This is a genomic window from Paraeggerthella hongkongensis (genome assembly GCF_003726035.1).
GTDB classification, from domain to species: Bacteria; Actinomycetota; Coriobacteriia; order Coriobacteriales; family Eggerthellaceae; genus Paraeggerthella; species Paraeggerthella hongkongensis.
In genome coordinates this window covers 118558-137698 of record NZ_QICD01000001.1, presented here as the reverse complement: position 1 = coordinate 137698, position 19141 = coordinate 118558, and the positions used below count along the sequence as shown (strand labels likewise).

Genomic DNA, 19141 nt, shown 5'->3' with positions numbered 1-19141 from the left:
CCATCTCAAAACCCCTCCATCAGTTCCAACAGCACGGGGCCCAAAACCAGCAGCAGCATGGCTGGCAGGATGAGCGTCCCCGTAGGCACCATCATCTTCACGGGCGCTTTCGCCACGCGCTCCTCCACGCGAGCGCGATGGTCCGCGCGCGCTTCCGCCGAAGCCGCCTCCAGGATCTCCACGAGGGACGTCCCGAAGCGCAACGACCTGACCACGCTCTCCACCACCCGCCCAAGCGCGGGCGCATCGTAGGAGGCGGCCAAGCTGCGAAGCGCCTCCTCCCTGGTGGAAAGCCCCGACGTCCAAGCCCTCTGCGCCGCAACGCACTCCCGAGCGAAGGGGGTCTTGAAATGGGTCCCGTACAGCTGAAAACTCCTATCGAACGAAAGCCCGCTTCGCAATCCCAAAGACACCACTTCGAGCATTTCCGAAAGGCTTCTGCCAAGCGCTTCGACGCGCTGCCGCTCGGCCCTGCGAACCGCCCGCGCGGGAGACGCCGCCCCCGCCGCCGCCCCGGCCAGCGCCCCGATTGCCGCCAGCTCCACCGAGAACAACGATCCCGCTGCCATGCCGCCCAGCATGCCCGCGCCTGCGAGGCGCACGGACGCCTCGACGAACCCCTGCGCGGACACGCCGTCCCTCAAACCCGCTTTCCCTGCATGCTCGGACAACCAGGCTTGCGCGCCAGTAAAACGCGCGCCCCCCGAAAGCGGTCTGGTGGCGCCCAAGGCAAGCAGCCGGGTCAATCGCTGCAGATAGCCAACGACCCCGCGCGCCGCGAGCATCGGCTCCGCCTCCAGCGAGACGCACGCACGCCTGCGCCGATAAGCTACAGCCCGCGCATCGGCCCACACCGCGGCGAAGCACCATCCGCCGACCCCGGCCGCCGAAGCCGCGCCAGCAGCCAAGACGAAAGAAAGCTCCGCGAACGACATCAGTCCACCTCCACGGCCAGCATGCGCCGCACGGCAAGCACGCCCGCCGCCTGCATCCCAAGCGCAAGCGCCAAAAGCCCCACGCCCAGGGGGCTTTCGAAAAACGGCTCGAGAAACCCCTCGCTGACAAGGGAGAAAACCGCTATCAGGGCAAAAGGCATGACGCTTACCACGCGCGCCGACAGCTTGGCCTGCGCCGTTTGAACGCGCAGCGACCTCTTCAAATCCAGCTCGCCTTCCACCATGTCCCGCGCGGCATCGAGCACCTGCCGCATGCTGCCGCCCGTCTGATGCTGCACGTCCAGCGCAACCGCGACGAACGCCAGCTCGGGCACCGACGCTCGGCTTCGCAGCGTTTCAAGCGCCTCATGGGCCCCGCGTCCCGCCTCCATGCGACCGGCCGCACGTTCGAACAGCTCCTTCAAAGGACCCTTCGATTCGTTGGCTACCTGCTGGAACGTCTGCATAAGAGACAGCCCCGACTGAAAGCACGCGCCCATCGACTGCAAAGCGTCGGGAACGGATTCCCGCAAAGCATCGCGCCTTTTATCCCGCACGGCCCTCAGCCGAGCAGCGAGCATCGCGCACAAGCACGCCAAAACCGCCGCGCTGCACGCCCAAGAAGACGTCGCCAAGCTCAAAGCCGCCGCAAGCGCGCCCGCCCATGCCACGAACACGGAAAGCAGGGATTCCTCGGAAGCCGAAAAACCACGAGACCGGGCAACCCGAACCGCCTCCTTGGCCAAATCATCCAAGCCAGGCCACCGCAGCAGCCACCGGGAGGCAGGACGCGCCCACCGAACCCCGTTTCTCAACCGCCACGCCAGGCGGCCCGTTCTTTCTCGAGCTGCAACCGAAGCGGATCCGAGGATCGGGGCAAGAGGGCGCCCGCTCGCCGCGAGCACCGCGGAAAGCCCGAACCCGAATGCCGCAAGCGCCCCTACGCCGCCAAGCGCGCCATAGACTTCCACCGCTCGACCTCCTTCCAATCGGCAACGCCCATGCGCGGCAACCGGTCAAGCCATCGAGGAGCAGCCGCCCATGCGCCCGCATCGGACGAAGACTCGCGCATGAACAACGTATGCACCTCGCAGCGGCGCCGTTCCTGATCGAATTCCAGCTCAGCCACTTCGGAAACGAATCGACGCCCGTCCAGCGAGCGGGTCGTCTGCACGACGACGTCGAAGGCGCTTGCCACGTTCGACTCGATCACGTCCACCGGAAGGTCCACCGCGTATCGAACCATCGTGGTCAACCGCGACACGACATCGACCGGGGAGTTTGCATGCAAGGTGGTCAGCGACCCGTCATGGCCCGTGTTCATGGCCTGCAGCATGTCGATCGCCTCCGCCCCGCGGCATTCTCCCACCACAATACGGTCGGGCCTCATCCGCAGCGCATTGATGACCAACTCGCGGATAGGCACTTCGCCCGTGCCCTCCGCAGAGCGAGGGCGGGCCTCCAAGCGAACCACGTGCGGATGCTCGAGGAACCGAAGCTCCGCAGAATCCTCGATGGTTATGATGCGCTCGCTTTGCGGAAGCGCGCACGAAAGCGCGTTGAGCAGCGTGGTCTTGCCGCTGCCGGTGCCCCCGGACACCGCGATGCTCCTGCGCGCGCGAACGGCCCACACCAAGCATTGCCGCATAACCTGATCGAAAGACCCTTGCGCAACCATGTCCTCAAGCCTCATGACGCGCTTGGCGAACTTGCGCACGGTCATAACGGGCCCGTCGAGCGCAAGCGGAGGTATCACCACATGCACGCGATGCCCCTCGGGCAAGCGTGCGTTCACCAGCGGCGACGCCTCGTCGACGCGACGCCCAAGCGGACCCAAGATGCGGTCTATCAACGCCCTCAGCTGATCGACGCTTGCAAAGCGCTGATCGCTGCGGTGCAGCTTCCCTTCACGCTCGAAATACACGCTGTCGGGCCCATTCACCATGATCTCGGTGACCTCGTCGTCAGCGAGCAACGGTTGAAGCGGGCCGAACCCGAAAACCTCGTCGACCAGTTGCTCGACCAAGGTGCGGCGACGATCCTCGGAAAGCGATGCCCACGACGCATCTTCGAACGATTGACGGCAGGCGCACTTCAACTCGTTGCGCGCTCGACCAGGATTTTCGGCCATCATCGAAGCGATATCGTCTATCGAGACGTACCGCTGGATCTGGCTTCTCAAATCCTCCAGGCCAAACGGGCGAACGCGGTCCCTCTGAGCGCATCCTCCATCCACGGCAAGCACGCGTCCCCTCAAAGACATGACGACCCTCGCTTTCCTCCCCGCGAGCGCCTTCCCTTCAGCAGCCGCAACCCCGATCCTCGTGCGCCGAACAAGCTCTCGCCCGCAACGGCGCTTGCATTGGGAAGCACTTCGAGCATCAGCCGCTCAAGGCTTGTGCATAGGTCGTTCTTCGATTCAAGCAGGTCAAACGGCATACCCGCGCCCAGCAACTCCTCAACGTCCCGCCCGCCGTTTCTCACCTCCGCAACATGAGCGCCCTGTAGCGCGCACGATACGTCGATGGACGTGAGCGGAGCGTTCTTGGCGCAACGATTCAACGCGAAGAGAAACGGACTGGTGGCGATGCCGCACCGTACGCACAAATCAAGCGCATGCTGACAGGCGCGCAGCGAAGAAGGCCTCTGATCGATAAGGAAGAGCGCCTTCGAGCTCCGTTCGAGCAGCACGGCATGCTGCTCGGCCCAAGCGGCGCCGGTGTTGCAGACGATCACGTCGAAGCGCTTCATAAGCTCGTCGAGAAGCTGAGGCGCCGCTTGCACCACGGCCTCCGCATCCTCAAGACGCTCGGGAGCAGCCAGCAAGGCGGGCATGCGGCCCTCCGGACGCAAACCGGAAAGGCGAGCGGGCGCGGCCAGAGCGTCCTCTATGCGCAGCGGGCTTCGAACTCCCAGCAAGTCGGGCACGTCGCCGAACTGCAAATCGAAATCGATCAGCAACGTGTCGAAGCCAAGTCCCTGCGACAGCAAGGCGGCGATCGTCGAGATGCTGCTTTTCCCCGCCCCTCCGCTTCCGCTTACCACCGGCATGAGAAACGCCGATCCGGAACGCACCGCAACGGCAGACGCGGACGAAGCACCGGGAAACGACCGGGTTCGGCTCGCCGCGAAGTCCTGGAAAGCGCACGTTGGAGCCGACGCCGCAGCTGAGGCTGCGGATGCAGTTGCGGCCGAGGCTATGGAAAAAGCCTGGTTCCCCGCTCGCGCAGGCCCCTCGACCCGCGCTCCCGATGCGGAAACGGCTTCCGCTGCCGCGCGGCGCTTGCGCTGCGCGTAACGCCCCAAGAACGCCTGCCGCGTCAAGAACGCATCGATCCCCGTTGCGCTCACGCGGCTCTTGAGCGACCCCGACTCCTGGAAGGCCAGCATGCACACGACCCTGTCCGGTCGGTCGCTTTTCAACGTAGCCGCCAAGTTGACGGGCGCCACATCCTCGCTTGAAACCACCCACACCTCATCGACCAGGCGATCTTCGCGCAAGAACGTGCGCGCATCCTCAGCAGAGGAGAACAGGCGCAGCCATGCCTGGGACGGCAGGTTCTCCCCCGCAAGCCCCATGGTTTCCGGATGCTGCAAGCAAACGGCATCTGCACAAAGCGCTACCGACGGCATCGTCATTTCCCATCGCCTCCTTTTCCTTCGTTCGAACCGGAATCGCCGACAGACGTCGTTGCCCTCGCCGCCGGCAACGCGAAGTACAGTTCCGTTTTCTGAGAAGCGGCAACCAGCTCCTGCACCGACTCCGGCTCGACAGCCACCGTTATCCACGACATCTTGGCTTCCGACGAACCGCTCGCAGCGCTTGCGCTTGTAGCCAGCACGAGAACGTCTTTGGCGATCGTCTCGGTCGAAGTCCCTCCCGTCGCGTACACGTCGACGCGCGACCCGGACGCGACGGCGCCCCCGACAGCCTGCACATCCTTTGCCGGCACGCTGACCGCGGTCAAACCTTCGGGCACCTCCAGCTGCGCACCCGAATCGCGAAAACGGCGCTCCGAAAGAACCTCGCCCGCAAGAATGGTCGAGGACGCCTTGCGTCCGATCACCTTTTCGACGTCCTGAATGGATTCGCTGGGAAGAAGGTCCGCCACCCATAAGCGAGCTTCTATCAGTCCGGCGTCGACAACCTCGCCCGCCGCGATATCGCGCTTCGCCACGCATACTTCCAACTGCTCCCCTCCGTAGCGCGCCAACGCTTCGGAGCGGGCGGCGTCCGCCTCGCCGCGCACGCCTTGCGTATAGGCAAGTACGCACGCCGCGCATGCCAAACCGCACACCACGCCTACCGCCATCGTCTTGCCCCGCTTCATGAGACCCCCTCGCCATCCGGTTCCTTACTACCAGTATGACCAGCTCATCTAGCAGATACATGACGCAGCTCTCCCTGAAAAACCGTCCAGATCCAAGACGTTTCCAGCACTATGGACAACCGTTTCAAGCGGAATTGCCACGGCGTTCCAGCAGGGTTACCCCTCAAATCAAGCGCGGATCTAGCGCGGATCTAGCACAAAACCAACGCCGCAGGTCAACGCGACGACAAAACAGGCGCGGTCGACCCGTGCAAGACGAATCCGCGCATCGTTTCGAGAGGTTGAAATCAGCAAGGAGCGAACCGACGTCGCATGCCGCGTTCTTTCCACCTGCTTCGATCGCGTAGGGCGATGACCCGAACCAGGCAGGGACGACTTCACGTCGAATTCTTGTGCAGAGAGGCGCCGATCGAGCAAAACATGCACGAAACAATTTGCGCAATGGCAACTTCTATGGGAGAATGGGAACCCGCCGAAAGGCGGAACGTTTTTCGGGCGATTGGCGCAGCGGGAGCGCAGGTCCCTTACAAGGACAAGGCCGGGGGTTCAAATCCCTCATCGCCCACCATGAATTTCAAAGGCCAGACGATCGTCTGGCCTTTTTCCTGCACTTCTCAACCCCTGGTCCAGGGGCGCGAACGAGCCAAGCCCGAATCCGGGTCCAACCGCCAGCAAACGTCTAGCGCCCGTACGGCAAAGCTCAGCTTACGCTTCGCCGCGCCGCCACCTGAAGAAAGAACACGTCGCAACCGCGCCGGACAGCGCCGCAAGCGCAGCAGCATCCGCGTACGCAAAGCCGTCGCCCGTCTTCGGAATTGCCTTGACCTGCGAGCTTTGAGGCAGAGGACGCGGAGATTCGTTGCTTGGAGCATCGGGCTTGGGCGTGGGCTTCGGATCGGGGCTGGGCTCCGGGTCCGGTCCAGGGCCGGGCTCAGGTTCGTCCGGAACCACCGGAAGCGCCCTGTTCGTCACCACGATCGAAGGATCTGCAATCGTGCCGTACGCATAGTCCACCTCGAACAAAGCGGCAACCGACGGATCCACGAACGCTTCGCTCACCGTATACGAAAACGGCCGGCCCTGCATATCCGCCTTGGGAAGATTCCTCCACACCGTTTGCCAGGGAGCAAGCTCGAGTTCGTCTTCCGTCCCGTCAAGAACAACGGGCGCACCGTAAGGCTCTCCGTTTCTCAGCAACTGAAAAACAACGGCCGGGAAATTGTCTGACACGCCTTCCCATGCTTTGCGCGCGGGAACTTCGATCGTCGACGGCACCACAACAACCACGTTGCTATGCGCGCCGTACCCGTTTATCGTGAACGTCCCCTCGTTTTCGATCGGGTGTCGAGCCTCCTCCTTCAAAACGACGGAAACCCTCATGACGACCTCACGAGACGAAGCGGCTTCCGGATAGCTCACGACAAGCTGCGCGAGCTTTTCGCGCGTCAGCGCTGCGGAGACGAACGTCCCCTTGCCGCCGCGGTCTTCCTGAACGATAGCGCACTCCTCGGGAGCAAGAAGAACCCCGTCCAGAAAGCACTCCACGCGCTCAACCTGCAGCATAGGATCAACCAAATCGCTCAACACGACCGAATCGTAGGAAATGCGCAGATCAGCAGCCGGCAGGAAGCTGAACGCATACCCCACCGCCGATCCCAACGTCGAGGTAACCTCGAACACAAGCTCATCGCCAGGTTCGGATTCGATACGATCGACGCCGTTCACCGTCTTGGAAACAGAGGGGAGCCGATCAAAATACAGTTTGAACGGGGTTTTGCCCCCAAGATGGTTCACGCCGGGAAAGGACGGAGTCGGAGCCGCAGCGTTTCCGCTTTTCCCGTCAACCAGAACCCATCCCTGCGACGTGACCGTGATCAGGTATTCGTCCGATCCCGCCTTGTACTGATGCCGCACGGGAAACATCCCGTCAGGCATGTCGGTCACCTTGAACGTGTACGTGCCGTTCCATGCCAGGCCCTTGAACACCAGGTACCCGTTGCCCGACGACGACGCCACCGCCACCACTGCCCCAGCGTCATCGTACAGCGTGCCCTCCACGCCCGAAGCCATGTTCCCCGGGTCAACCAAAGCAGGTTGAGCTCCCTGCGCCATGACGCAGGCAAAGTACAAGGTCGAGGTCTGCGTCTCTTCGTCGTTCCATTCGTCAGCTTGCGCGGCAACAGCACCGAAGATCGCCGTCCACGCAAAGGACGCGACCACAGCCGCCGCAAGCATGCAGAAAACCTTCTTCAACGCCATCGTTGCCGACTCCTTCGATTCAACCGGCCGCTTATTCGACCGAGCAACATCGCGCATTCCGAATTCGCAAGACGCGCAGCAAGCGCGAAGGGAACGTGCGAGATCCGAAGCAGCGCAGCCCTCGCATGCGGCGAGCACAGCGTTTTCTGCAACGCCCTGCGCGATGTTGAGGCGCATCCTAGCAAAAATAGCGCGAATCAACAATTAAGAAACCAAAGCATTGCCCCAGGCAAACCGCATAAAACAGCAGAAAGTAAGGAAAGGCGAACACGTATTGAAAGCAAAGGAAAAGCATTTCGAGCGAAGTCAACCGTCAACGAGCCTTGGCAGACATTCTGTCGTAAGCGAAGACCACGCCCGCTACGACAACGGTCATAACGGCTAGGAAAGCCAGAATATCCGAAAAGGAGCACATGCCCACCAGCACGCCCATAACGACGCTCAGCGCAGACGTGCCCGCATACGCGGTCAAATTGATGGATGAGATAATGGCCGACGTCTCGGAAACATCCACCGCCAACAGCAACATGCGCAACGTTGTGGACACGCATATCCCCATGGACAGGCTAAACGACACCGCCGCCAGCAGAAACGCCGCCTGGAATCCAGCCGCCAGGAGAAGCGACAGCAAAACAGTGGAGACGGCAAACAGCAGCACGCCCGCCTTCAAGGCGACCATGGGGGCCAACCGCGCCGCCAGCGGACCGCCGAGCGCGCTCGGAGCCATAGCGCATGCCAATACAAGGGAAGCGGTCAGGGTCGAATCGGCGGCAAAGCACTCCACGGAGAGCGGAGCGGAAAACGACTGGAAGAAGGTCCCTACGCTCCAGGTGGCAATGTAGACGCACCCGGAAATCAAGAACAGCATCCGAGCCGAGCAAGGAACCAGCACGCGCACTTTCGTTGCCGTCCGCCACGAAACCCGCTTCTCAAGCGGCTCGGGAACCAGCGGCAAAAGCAAAGCGATCAACGCCAAAACGGCGATCATCGCCCCGTACACAATATCGGTGCTGGTCGTAGCGCCATAGAGAAATCCCACGCCAAGCGAACCCAGCATGATGCCCACCATAGATCCGCAGCTGGCCATAGCCGAACCCCAGCCCATCCGATAATCGGAAATGCAATCGACGATAAGCGCGGAAACGGCGCTCATAGCCAAACCGCCGGCAACTCCTTGCACGAACCGCGCGGTCAAGATAGCGCCGGCATCGGCGGCGAACAGGAACAACGTGCAGCCAGCCACCGCCAGCAACAGCGCAACGAAAGTCGTAGCTTTGCGGCCAAGCGCATCAGACAAGCGGCCCGCCAGCAAAAGCGTCAGAATGACGCCGCTCAAATAAGCGAGCATCGTGAACGAGATCTCGGTATTCGTCAAGCCAATGGTCGCCTGATACGTCGCGTACAGAGGAATGGGAACGGCCGTGGAGGCGAATACCGCGAAGAACGCCGCCGTGGCAACGAAGAACCCGCGAAATGCCTGGCCTTTCGATAGCGACCGCCTTTTCATGCGCCCTCCCCGTTGCTGAAACCCGAAAGCATCCCCTTGAAATCACGTGGCCCCGCGCCATTATAGAAGCGCGTTGCGCCTGATGGCAAGCATAATTTGCAATCGAGGAAAAAGAGATGTCCCCCAGGATCGAAGAAATCGAGCTCACCGTCGAATCAAAGTCGACGGAACGTCGCGAACCGGTTCGCCGTCAGCGCACAGGCTCCAAGACGAATGAAGCCGAAAAACCTCGCGCCCCTACCCTTTCTTTTCCTTCGGAGCCCAATCGCGCAAACCGGGAACCGCGCCTCCAGCTACGGCCCACAGATACAAGCTGGCCACGCTTCCGTACGGAGAATACCGCCGCCGATACTTCGCAAACAACTGAGGCGTGATGCGACGATGATGGTGCACCATGCGCAGACCACGCTGAATGGCCAGGTCGCCGTAGCTCATGATGTCGGGACGCTGCAGGGAGAACAGCATGAGCATTTCCGCCGTCCACACTCCGATACCGGGAAGCTTCGAAAGCCGCCGGCACACCTCGTCATCGGACAGGCCGTGCAGCTCCTCCAGATCGATCTCGCCAGCCAGCACGCGCTCGGCGGCGCCCTTGATGTAGCCGGCTTTGCGATACGTGATCCCCACCGATTGCAGCTCGTCCTCGGAGCACGACGCGATGCCTTCGGGAGACACCGTACCGAAGGCATCCAGCATGCGGTTCCAAACGGTTTCCTGCGCCTTGGTCGATATCTGCTGTCCCACGATGCTGTTCACAAGAGCGGCGAACAAATCCGGATGCACCTCGCGCTCGATATGTCCGACCGCCGCAATGACCTCGGCCATCCGCGGATCGCGCGCGGCCAGGTACGCCGTTTCTTCTTCCCCGTATCGAAACACCGGCATGACCGCTCCTTCGTCGTTGTTTCAACCAGTATAGCAACCCTGCGCAACGCGAAAGACCCGGCCGAGGGAGGAGGCCGGGTCTTCGACTATCTTGCGGGCGACGGGGAGGGAGGGTTGCCGCCCACAAGCGGATATGCTTGGTTGCTTTCCTGTCGGCTACTCGCGCAGCTCGTGGCAGGTGCCGCACTCGAACGTGCCGCGGTGGTGACACTGCGCGCAATACTTCATCGCGTCTTTCGCAAGCGCCTTCGAGTGATTGTTGTGGCAGCTCGTGCACGTCGGCGGATTCGCGTCGTGCTTCTGGCCAGCGGGAATGTCGTGAGGGTTCACGGTGGTGCCCTTGTCGTCGGTCAGCGCCTTGGAGTCGGCGGTCTTGGCCGCAACGTCGGCCATCGTACCGTGGCACGACTCGCACGTGGCGGGATCAACCGTAACGACGGTCGCCTTCGTAGACGTCTTGTCGCCGAACTTCACGTCGGCATGCTCGGTCTTGAGAACGTCCTGCTCGGTATGGCACTGAACGCAGGTCACGTTCTGAGCCCCGTGAGCCGCGCCCTGCGGGCAAGCGGCATCGGTGGCAGACTCGGCCTCAGCCGTATGGCACATAGAGCAGTCGGACTCCATGGTCCAGTTGACGGGCTGTCCGTCCATGGCCGTCGCGCCGGAGCCCTTGTCCTCGGATTGCGCGGGGGCCTGCGAAGCCTCCTGTGGCGCGCAGCCGGCCAGCGACCACATAGCGGCCGCCAGCGCGAGGACGACGCCGAGGACGGCGAGCACGACAAGACGCTTGTCGGCGGTGTGTGCTTGCACGGTCATGCGTTACTCCTATCTCGTCTTGAAAGCTCCTCGAAGGGAGCGGTCGTTCATCCGGCCCCGCCGCGCAAAGCGGCAGGGCCGAACCAAGAACCGGCGGGCGCATCCGGGGAGGATGGCGCCCGCACGATTGCTACAGGGATGCTACTTCGCGTCCCATGCGTCCAAACCGGCAGCATGGCGAGCGGAGATACGGCCCCACACCTGGTTCTCGGCGTTGTTGCCGCCGGTGATGCCGTAGCTGTGCGCCTGGAAGTTGCCGAAGCAGCCCGCCGCGTACAGACGCGGGATGGGGTTGCGCTGCGGATCCAGCACCTGGCCGTTCTCGTTCTTCATGGGGCCGCCCAGCGTGGAGCAGGAGCCGGGGTACACCGAGATGGCGTAGTACGGGCCGCCGTCCAGCGCCACGAGGCTCTTCGCCGCGCGGTCGAAGCGCGCGTCCTTGCCGGCCGCGCAGAAGCCCTGATACTCCTCGAACGTGGCCTTCAAGGCATCGACGTCCATCCAGTGGTCGAATTCCTTGATCTTCTTGCCAAGCTCCTCGATGGTGTCGGCCTTGATGATCCAGCCCTTTTCCACCTCGGCCTTGTTGTCCTGGCTCCAGCCGTCCCATGCACGCACGGAATCGGGCAGATCGGAAGCGAAGTTGCCGCACTCGAAGAAGTCGCCCTGGCTGGTGGACAGCTTGCCGGCGTCGAAGCAGCTCTGGTCGAAGATGCACCACGTGGGGATGCGATCGTAGTCGTCGATGGCGTCGTCGAAGTGCAGCAACGTGTGCCAGCCGTTGTGCGGCGAGCCCATGGCTGTGTCGTCCACGAAGCGCTTGCCCAGACGGTTCACATTGAAGTAGCTGAAGCCGGGCATGAAGTACAGGATGGAGAAGTCGTTCTCCGGGTCGCGCGTCCACATGGAGTACATGGAGATGACCATGTCCATGTGCCACAGCTTCGCTCCCACGTCCTCGACCATCTTGATGCCGTCGCCCGTGTTGAACTGCCAGCCCTCGAACTTGAACGGATAGCACTTCAAGTACTCGTTCTTCAGCTCCTCGTTGAACTCGAAGCCGCCCAGCGTGAGGATGACGCCCTTGCGAGCCTTGACCGTCTTCTCCTCGCTGCCGATCATCGTGTACGCGCCGACGATCTCCTTCGTCTCAGGGTTCTGGATGAGACGCTCGTCGTGACAGTCGAAGAACAGCTGCACGCCCAGCTCTTCGCGCTTGGCGTCGAGCTCGTGGAAGGACAGCATGCCGAAACCGTCGACGGAGGACAGCTTGCAGGAGCCCTCGTAGGCGTTGTCGTCCAGGAAGTAGTACTCGGGAATGGCGCCGGCCAGCGCAACCTCGGTCACCTCGTAGGTCATGCCGTACTTGTCGGCGTACTCGGTGTTGCGAGCGCACTCGTTGACCCAAGCGTCGATCATCGGCTCAGGAGTCTTGCCATGCGTGAACGCCTTGATGTACTTCTTGAAGCGATCCTTCTCGCTCTCCTCGACGATGGTCCATTCGCCGTTGTTGATGGAGCTGTTTCCGCCGCCGCGCTCGGGAGCCTTCTCCAGCACGATGACTTCCTGGCCGCACTCGTCGGCGCCGATGAGCGAAGCCCACATGCCCGCTCCGCCGTAGCCGATGACCAGAAGGTCGCACTCGTAATCCCAATTCTTGGGCATCCAGTCGCCCGTTGCCGCGCCCGTAGAACCCGAAGCGCAACCGGCCAGCGCAGCGGAACCCGCCACGGCGGCAGCGGCAACGCCAGCGCCCTTCAGGAACGAACGACGGGAAACTCCGCCCTCCATGCCGTTGCTCATACTGTTCCTCCTTCTCGGTGGAACGGGCCCCTCCGTTTGAGCACCCGTCCTTACTCGCCAAACTGTACCGAGGAATGGCCCCCTCGCGCATCTGATGGGCTGTCGGATTTTGCGCGCGCCTTCCGATGATGAATAGGATTTTGCAGGTCAGCAGCCTATCGGATTGTCAATCCGATAGGCTCGCGGGGTACAATTACGTATGATGAGTGCTATCATTTTCACGCACGCTCATGCACACGGGAGAGGGACGCGGACGTACTGCCGCGCCCGTGGCGACAACCACCGGGGAGAGACTGTATGCCGCACCGCACGAAACGCGAAGACGATCGCCGCGTCGCAGACGCTTGCGAAACAGCGAAGCCATCGCAGCAAGAAGCCAACCAGACGTTGCGGCAATCGGAAGGCGACTTTAATGCCGCAGAAGCGGCGAAAGACGCCCTCACCCTTGACTACCTTGTTACCATCATCGGGTTCGGCCTCTGCCGCGCGTGGATCATTTTCTGCCTGGGAGCACCTTTGGTTGCGGGTGCAACCGCTTCGCTGCACTGGATGTATCTGGTGTTCGGAGCCTTGAGCGCGCTCATCGTTTCGTTCGCGGTGAACCGCCAGGGAAAGCACGGAAACGCCGTTCGCGTCGGAATGTTTCGAATAACCCCGTTTGCACTACTGGCAAGCGGCCTGTTGATTCCTCTTGCCATCTGGGTCGACAACGAAGCGCTCATCGCTTTGGGTTTCGTGGCGGGCGGACTTGGAGCAGGCCCCCTGCAAGTGCTCTGGGGCGATCGCTTCGCCGGACATCCCACGCGATTCGCCGCGCTGGCGTCGCCGGCTGCAGCGATCGTGACGGCACTGGTAACGGCCATGTCCACCGACAACACCAGCTTCGTCGGATTCGCCGTGATTCCGCTGCTTTCGTTTGGCCTTCTGATGTTCGAAGCGAACCGAACAGGCTGCCCTTGGCGAACCCTTGTTAAAAGCGCCGGAAAACCTTATGGGGAATCCACCCCCGACGCCCCCGTCGAACCGTGCGAAACCGCGGGCGGCAACAGCGAACGGCATCAGATGGGCCTGGGCGTTGGCAAGCTCATGTTCTCCATCATGACGTTCTCGTTTCTCTGCCGTCTGTTCGACGCCGCGCCCCGGCAAGACGATCCGTTCGCATTCATAGGCGGAAGCGCCATATTCGCGATCATCGTGGTTGGCGTGGTGTTTTTGGGAATCGTGGCCAAGCTCAAGGACAAGTTCGACCCCTCGCTCACCTATCGACTGTCTCTGCCTATCATGGTGGCGGGCTTCGTAGCCATCGCGCTGTTCGTCGACACGCACGCCGCCGCATCCATCCTGCTCATCAACATAGGATACGAGTTTTTCGACATCCTTGCCTGGATTCTGTTCGCCGACGTATCGCGCCGCAAGAACGAGAACGCACTGCATATTTTCGGCTTGGGCGTAGCGTTCATGTTCGTTGGCATGGCGCTGGGGAACCTGGCGGGAGGCGTTCTCAATCCGCTTGTTGCCGACGGCAGCGTTCAGATCACCGCGGTGGCCATGCTGGCAACGTTATGCCTGGTGATTGTGGCATTCATGGTACTGCCCGAAGGCGTGATCACGCAGCTTTCCGGCACGAAGCGCTCGGGGCGCAAGGATAGGGAACCCGAAAACCCGCGTCCGGACAACGCCGAGAAACCCGCCGAAGCAGAGGTTTCCGGCCGCCTGGAATCGCGCTGCGCCGCCGTAGCGCAGGACTTCGGCCTGACGCCCCGCGAAAGCGAGGTCATCGTGCTGCTGGCCTACGGCCGCACGCTCTCCATCATCGCGCGCGACCTGCAGATTGCGAAGGGGACGGCACGCACCCACATCGAGAACATCTACCGCAAACTCGACGTGCACAAGCAGCAAGAGCTCATCGACCTGGTAGAAGGATACGAGATCAGCTGATGAGACGAAGGGACGGGGTCAATGACTCATTTTCTGGCCTGCGGCCGAAAATGAGTCATTGACCCCGTCCCTTCGTCTCATCCACCCCGCCGTTTCGCTTGCCCCGACAATGCCCAAGCGAATTTACGCCTGGCCCTCCACGGGAAGGCCGTCAGCCTCGGCAACATCTTGGCTTTGAGCGGCGGCTTCGCTTTCCGCACGTCGACGTTCCAGTTCTTCGAGCACTTCTCGAGCCGATTTCGGGCGAGGCGTTTCGTGAGAGATGGCCTCTGCCAACGCATCGTCGTCGGCACCTTCGATGACGATGCTCTTGATGATGTCGCCGATGGTCAGCTGCTCGATCACGTCGATGCCTTCCACGGCTTGGCCGAACACCGTGAACTTGTCATCGAACTCCGGCTGCTCGGACAGCGAGAAATAGAACTGGCAGCTGCCGGAATGAGGATCCGACTTATGCGCCAGACACATGCTTCCCAGCACATGCTTGTTGTTCGGATTCGTCTCCCACTCATCAACGATAGTGTAACGCGCATCTCCGGTGCCAGGATGAATGCCGCGAATCAAACCGCGGGCGGCCGAATCCACCTGCGCCGGTCCCAAAGTACGCGTAGTCGGACATCCGCCCAGCACCACAGAACCGGGCTTATGCGCATGAAACTTCAAATTGCTGTAAAACCCGCGCGCGGCAAGCTCGATGAAGTTGCCGACCGTAACGGGCGCATCCTTGCCGGCCAGCTGCACGCGGATCGTGCCGCGAGACGTCTCTATGACGGCCGCTTCGTTGCCATTGGGAAGGTAATGCGGGGTGTATTCGGGCAAAACGATTCGTCCCATGTTGATTCCTCCTTCAAACAGATCCCCTGTATGCCGCCCCGCATCGCACGCGGCGGCACGTTTCGTTCGATCGCGCTTCATGATACCGATACGCCCTCCACGCACATCCGATGGAGCATCGTATTTTTACGAGATACCAGTTCAACAAGCAAATATCAGAGCTCGCATGCAGGCATGCAGCCAAAACCGGGCCAAGGTCCGTCCGGGCGGGCTGCTCCCCGTCCCGAGCACCAAGACATGGATTCGAGCCGTTGTCGAGCCTGCGCAAGACCGCGACGCCGGAACTCGGGAGTACCATAAGACAAACGAAAAAGACGAAGGGGGAGGCTATGCCAGCAACCGTCCATGCCATGTACTTCAGCCCGACGCGCACGACAAGAACCATTACGGAAACCGTGGCGGAAAAGATCGCGAACCAGCACGAATGCAAGCTTTCCTTCACAGATTTCACGCTCCCAAGCGCTCGACCCGTAAACGCGAGCTTCGGTGCGGACGACGTGCTCGTGTTTGGGTTCCCTGTTTACGCAGGGCGCGTGCCGACGCTCGTGGCCGGCCAAATAGCCCGCCTGCAAGGCAACGGAGCGCATGCCGTCATCATAGCCTTGTACGGCAATCGCCATTACGACGACGCCGTGCTGGAAGCCGCCGACCTGCTTGCTGGCCAAACGTTCTGCGTATCGGCTGCCGGAGCGTTTATCGGAGAGCACGCCATGACGGCCAACGTGGCCGCCGGACGGCCCGATGCTTCCGACTTGACGGTTGCCCGGCAATTCGGGGCGGACGCGGCAGCGCGGCTAGCCTCCGGTGAAAAGAAAACGCCGGGCATCAAGGGATCCCGCCCATACAAGGAGCATCCCGCTGCTGCGGACATTCGACCGCTCACGACCGACTCCTGCACCGCATGCGGCATCTGCGTCCGCCGCTGCGCCATGGGCGTGATCGACCGGGAAGATCCGACACAGGTCAACTTCGGATGCATTCGCTGCAATGCTTGCGTAAAGGCGTGCCCCGAAGGAGCGAAACACTTCGACAGCGAACTGCCCAACCGGATAGTCGCCATGCTGGAAAGCCAGTTCACCGAACGAAAAGAGCCGGAACTGTTCTTGTAGCTCGAGGACGACCCGGTCCTCCGACCAAGCACGCATAAGGATGGCCGCCGATTGCCAGGTCCTTCGCATCGAGCACCTGGCAATCGGTGCTCGTGCGCAGACCGCCGCACATGGCGAGCAGGCTAGCAACAATCTTTCCAGCGTAGAACGGCGGATCCATGACCTCGCCCACAACCTCGGGGCGTTTGCCGAAGTCCAGATCCTTGCCCAGATCGCAGATGCCGCCTGTCGCCGCGCGAGATCGAGGCGTTCTTTCTGCTGGAACAAGAAGGCAATCGGGAGAAGTAAGGTCAAGCCGTCACAAGCTTTAGCAGATCACCAGGCACAACGGTCGCCACGGGCGCATGGCGAAGCAGGATCTCGTCGCTGGTGACGAGAAAATCCGCCTTCGAGCGCTCTACCGCCGCAAGCAGCAAGTTATCTTCGAAATCGCCATGGAACGAGCGATATTTCGTCGCGATCCATATATCCGATTGATCGACGGGAACAACGGTCGCGATCTCCTCCATAGCGCGAATGCAACCCCATGCGTACTCGTTGATGGCAGCAGCAGAAGCCGGAGTGATCTCCTTGCCCGCGGCGCGCATCCTGCGCTTCTCCCGCTCTTCGAGAAGATAGTAGACGTCCTTGATCGAGATCGCAGCATACAGCAGATCCACCTCGCGGTCCACCGCCCAGCTGACGAGCGCTTGGGCGTTTTCCCGTCCAGGACGGTCGCTGGCGAACAGGTCGATCCACACGTTCGAGTCGAGAAGGAGTCTCGAGGGCGCGGCGATCATGCAAGCCCTCGCTGTTCCCAACGGCCGAACAGCGCTTCCCCGCGCAACTCTCGATCGGGAGGGTCGCACTGATCGCAGGGCGGCAGCGGGCCGAGAGCCGCCGCAAGACGATCATGCAGGCCCAAACCACATTCAAGCGCGCGGCGCTTCGCTTCGATGCGCTCGTCGCACTCAAGACCACGCTCGGCTTCCGCCTGCCGCAGCAAACCCTTGATGGCATGCGGATCGTTGGCATGTTCGGCGGCGAACGCCCAGATGACGCGCACCGCCTGCGAAGGCGTGTAGCCCGCTTCCGCCAACGCGGCATCCCCGCGTTCTTTGATCTGCGCCTCGATCCGTAGATTCATCTGCGTGCCCGCCATAGCCGCCTCCCATAAGCTGAATAGGTGCTGCTAGCAGTATAGCACGCAAGAGCCCTCCGGGAGCTACCGTGACCGCTTTTCCAGCCATACCTCGGCACTCGTCAGACTCGCCGTTTATCCCACGTCGACGGACTCCAGAAGCTGCAGCAGCTCTTCGCGATTGGACGTATTCGTTTTCGCGTAGATGTGATTGAGATGGGTCTTGACCGTGTTCTTCGAGATGAACAGACGCTTTTCTATATACGCACCGGTATGGCCGGTCGCCCAGATGGCAAGAACCTCCTGCTCGCGCGGAGACAGCTTGCAACGCGCGGCAACCCGGCCAACCCGCCGCTCCAAAACGCTGGCGGCATCTTCGGCAACCGCAACGCCCTTAAACGACGCGGGGGATCCCATGATGATCAACAACGCGGCCATAAGCGACAGCAACACGGCAATGGAAACGGACTCCGGCGTAGGGAGCGCATCCGCCGCGACCTGGCCCAAGCAGCTTCCCGCCCATTGCACGAAGCGCATGAGCGCCAAGCACAACAACGCTGCCAGCCCGTCTTTGAAAAAGGAATCGATGAGCAGGAACCACACCAAGTACTTGACAAGCTCCGCCCCCACGAGCGCCACGCAAAACGTGGTGCCGCCGCCGAACGGGTCAAGCGATGCAGGCAGCAGCGAAGCCAATGCCATCAGGGGAAACGCTAAATAGAACGCCAACATGGCATTCTTCCGATAGAAGAAGTACGCAAGCACGATCGCCGCGAACGAAGCCAATGCAGGAGCGCCCGCCAAAGCGCCATGAAACACGGCAGCGGCCTCGAAGCCTCCCACGATGCCGTTCACCCTCGTGGCGCCATAGCTGAAAAACGCCAAGGAAATAGCGGCCATCAGCTTCCAAGGAACCGAAGACGCCCGCGCCCGAAAGCCTCGAACGTCCTGGCCGCCAAAGGAAGCGTCCGCTTCGGCGGGGCTTCCCGAAGATCCGGCGCGATCGGTCGCCGCCAACAAAGCGAATGCGCCAAACGGCAACAACGCAGAAACAACCAGCGCAGGCCACTCGGGCAGCAAAGAAACGAACGCGAACAGCAAGAAGCCGAAAAGGTACGCCGTCCCGGCGCACACGGCCGTCCGATGCACCCCCTGCATGCTCAGGCGCTCCTCCCAACCCAAGCGCAACGTGCTTCCGATGCCGCTCAGCGCGAACGCAGCCAGCATCCAGCCCATCGGAACCTTGCCGAAGCCCGCAAAAGCCGCAAGCACGATAGCCAAGCTGGAAACCGCCGCGAGCAGCGCAAGAAGCGCGCGCCGACGGCGCAAAGGGGCAATCCTGCGCGCCAACAGGGCCAGCAAAAGGGCAGCCACGGCCGTCAGAAGACCTTGCAAGACCTGAGCCTCGCCAACGGGGACCTCGCGACGCAAATCGCCAAACAGAATCGAGCCGTTCCAGAAAACGAAACTCCACGCTATATAGCATGAAAGCCCTAGGCTATCGAGCATGATGCCCCGATCGAATTTGGGGAAGATCGAGAAATCCTCTGCCGAAGATGTCCATGGAGTTGGGTTCTTTGTTTTGAACGCGTCGCTGCTCATGG

General features: G+C 61.8%; 16 protein-coding genes and 1 tRNA gene. 3 read left to right on the top strand and 14 right to left on the bottom strand.

Annotated elements, in window-relative coordinates:
• Positions 1-5 precede the first annotated feature (5 nt).
• The 5 genes from DMP08_RS00585 to cpaB are packed head-to-tail and all read right to left on the bottom strand — an operon-like array spanning position 6 to position 5266.
• Positions 6-935, bottom strand: a complete 930-nt coding sequence (locus tag DMP08_RS00585; RefSeq protein WP_123191075.1) for a type II secretion system F family protein — start codon at positions 933-935, stop codon at positions 6-8.
• The gene (locus DMP08_RS00580; protein WP_123191074.1) at positions 935-1906 is read right to left on the bottom strand and encodes a type II secretion system F family protein; all 972 of its coding nucleotides are present in this window, start codon (positions 1904-1906) and stop codon (positions 935-937) included. Before DMP08_RS00580 ends, DMP08_RS00585 begins: the two co-directional genes overlap by 1 nt.
• Positions 1876-3198, bottom strand: a complete 1323-nt coding sequence (locus tag DMP08_RS00575) for a TadA family conjugal transfer-associated ATPase (protein WP_123191073.1) — start codon at positions 3196-3198, stop codon at positions 1876-1878. Before DMP08_RS00575 ends, DMP08_RS00580 begins: the two co-directional genes overlap by 31 nt.
• Complete coding sequence (locus DMP08_RS00570) at positions 3189-4574, bottom strand: CpaE/TadZ family protein (protein ID WP_123191072.1); 1386 nt, start codon at positions 4572-4574, stop codon at positions 3189-3191. Before DMP08_RS00570 ends, DMP08_RS00575 begins: the two co-directional genes overlap by 10 nt.
• Entirely contained in the window at positions 4571-5266 is a 696-nt protein-coding gene (gene cpaB / locus DMP08_RS00565; protein ID WP_123191071.1) for a Flp pilus assembly protein CpaB, read from the bottom strand. Before cpaB ends, DMP08_RS00570 begins: the two co-directional genes overlap by 4 nt.
• 493 nt (positions 5267-5759) lie before the next feature.
• Here cpaB and DMP08_RS00560 point away from each other — a divergent pair.
• Positions 5760-5834, top strand: a tRNA-Val gene (locus DMP08_RS00560).
• A gap of 137 nt (positions 5835-5971) precedes the next feature.
• On the opposite strand, the gene DMP08_RS00555 is transcribed toward DMP08_RS00560, so the two are convergent.
• The 5 genes from DMP08_RS00555 to DMP08_RS00535 all read right to left on the bottom strand — a co-directional run bounded on the left by DMP08_RS00555 (position 5972) and on the right by DMP08_RS00535 (position 12536).
• The gene (locus DMP08_RS00555) at positions 5972-7525 is read right to left on the bottom strand and encodes a Cna B-type domain-containing protein (RefSeq protein ID WP_161555392.1); all 1554 of its coding nucleotides are present in this window, start codon (positions 7523-7525) and stop codon (positions 5972-5974) included.
• A gap of 313 nt (positions 7526-7838) precedes the next feature.
• Complete coding sequence (locus tag DMP08_RS00550; RefSeq protein WP_123191069.1) at positions 7839-9032, bottom strand: MFS transporter; 1194 nt, start codon at positions 9030-9032, stop codon at positions 7839-7841.
• Between the two features lie 237 nt (positions 9033-9269).
• Positions 9270-9917: a DNA-3-methyladenine glycosylase family protein gene (locus DMP08_RS00545; RefSeq protein WP_123191068.1), complete on the bottom strand. Its 648-nt coding sequence runs from the start codon at positions 9915-9917 to the stop codon at positions 9270-9272.
• A 156-nt stretch (positions 9918-10073) separates the two neighbouring features.
• Positions 10074-10733 carry a cytochrome c3 family protein gene (locus DMP08_RS00540; protein WP_123191067.1) on the bottom strand — a complete coding sequence of 220 codons (660 nt, stop codon included), beginning with the start codon at positions 10731-10733 and terminating at the stop codon, positions 10074-10076.
• A gap of 141 nt (positions 10734-10874) precedes the next feature.
• Positions 10875-12536: an FAD-dependent oxidoreductase gene (locus tag DMP08_RS00535; protein WP_123191066.1), complete on the bottom strand. Its 1662-nt coding sequence runs from the start codon at positions 12534-12536 to the stop codon at positions 10875-10877.
• Positions 12537-12833: 297 nt separating this feature from the next.
• Between DMP08_RS00535 and DMP08_RS00530 the strand changes: the two genes are divergently transcribed.
• Complete coding sequence (locus DMP08_RS00530; protein ID WP_123191065.1) at positions 12834-14474, top strand: LuxR C-terminal-related transcriptional regulator; 1641 nt, start codon at positions 12834-12836, stop codon at positions 14472-14474.
• 123 nt (positions 14475-14597) lie between these two features.
• On the opposite strand, the gene DMP08_RS00525 is transcribed toward DMP08_RS00530, so the two are convergent.
• Positions 14598-15308, bottom strand: coding sequence for a peptidylprolyl isomerase (locus DMP08_RS00525; protein WP_123191064.1), 711 nt, complete (start codon positions 15306-15308; stop codon positions 14598-14600).
• A 329-nt stretch (positions 15309-15637) separates the two neighbouring features.
• On the opposite strand from DMP08_RS00525, the gene DMP08_RS00520 reads away from it, so the two are divergent.
• On the top strand, positions 15638-16417 hold the full coding sequence (locus DMP08_RS00520; protein WP_123191063.1) for a 4Fe-4S dicluster domain-containing protein: 780 nt from the start codon (positions 15638-15640) through the stop codon (positions 16415-16417).
• 290 nt (positions 16418-16707) lie between these two features.
• On the opposite strand, the gene DMP08_RS00510 is transcribed toward DMP08_RS00520, so the two are convergent.
• The 3 genes from DMP08_RS00510 to DMP08_RS00500 all read right to left on the bottom strand — a co-directional run bounded on the left by DMP08_RS00510 (position 16708) and on the right by DMP08_RS00500 (position 19139).
• The gene (locus DMP08_RS00510) at positions 16708-17196 is read right to left on the bottom strand and encodes a type II toxin-antitoxin system VapC family toxin (RefSeq protein ID WP_123191062.1); all 489 of its coding nucleotides are present in this window, start codon (positions 17194-17196) and stop codon (positions 16708-16710) included.
• Positions 17193-17558: a translation repressor RelB gene (locus DMP08_RS00505; RefSeq protein WP_123191061.1), complete on the bottom strand. Its 366-nt coding sequence runs from the start codon at positions 17556-17558 to the stop codon at positions 17193-17195. The genes DMP08_RS00510 and DMP08_RS00505 overlap by 4 nt, the downstream gene beginning before the upstream one ends.
• 114 nt (positions 17559-17672) lie before the next feature.
• Complete coding sequence (locus tag DMP08_RS00500) at positions 17673-19139, bottom strand: helix-turn-helix transcriptional regulator (protein WP_123191060.1); 1467 nt, start codon at positions 19137-19139, stop codon at positions 17673-17675.
• Positions 19140-19141: the final 2 nt, after the last annotated feature.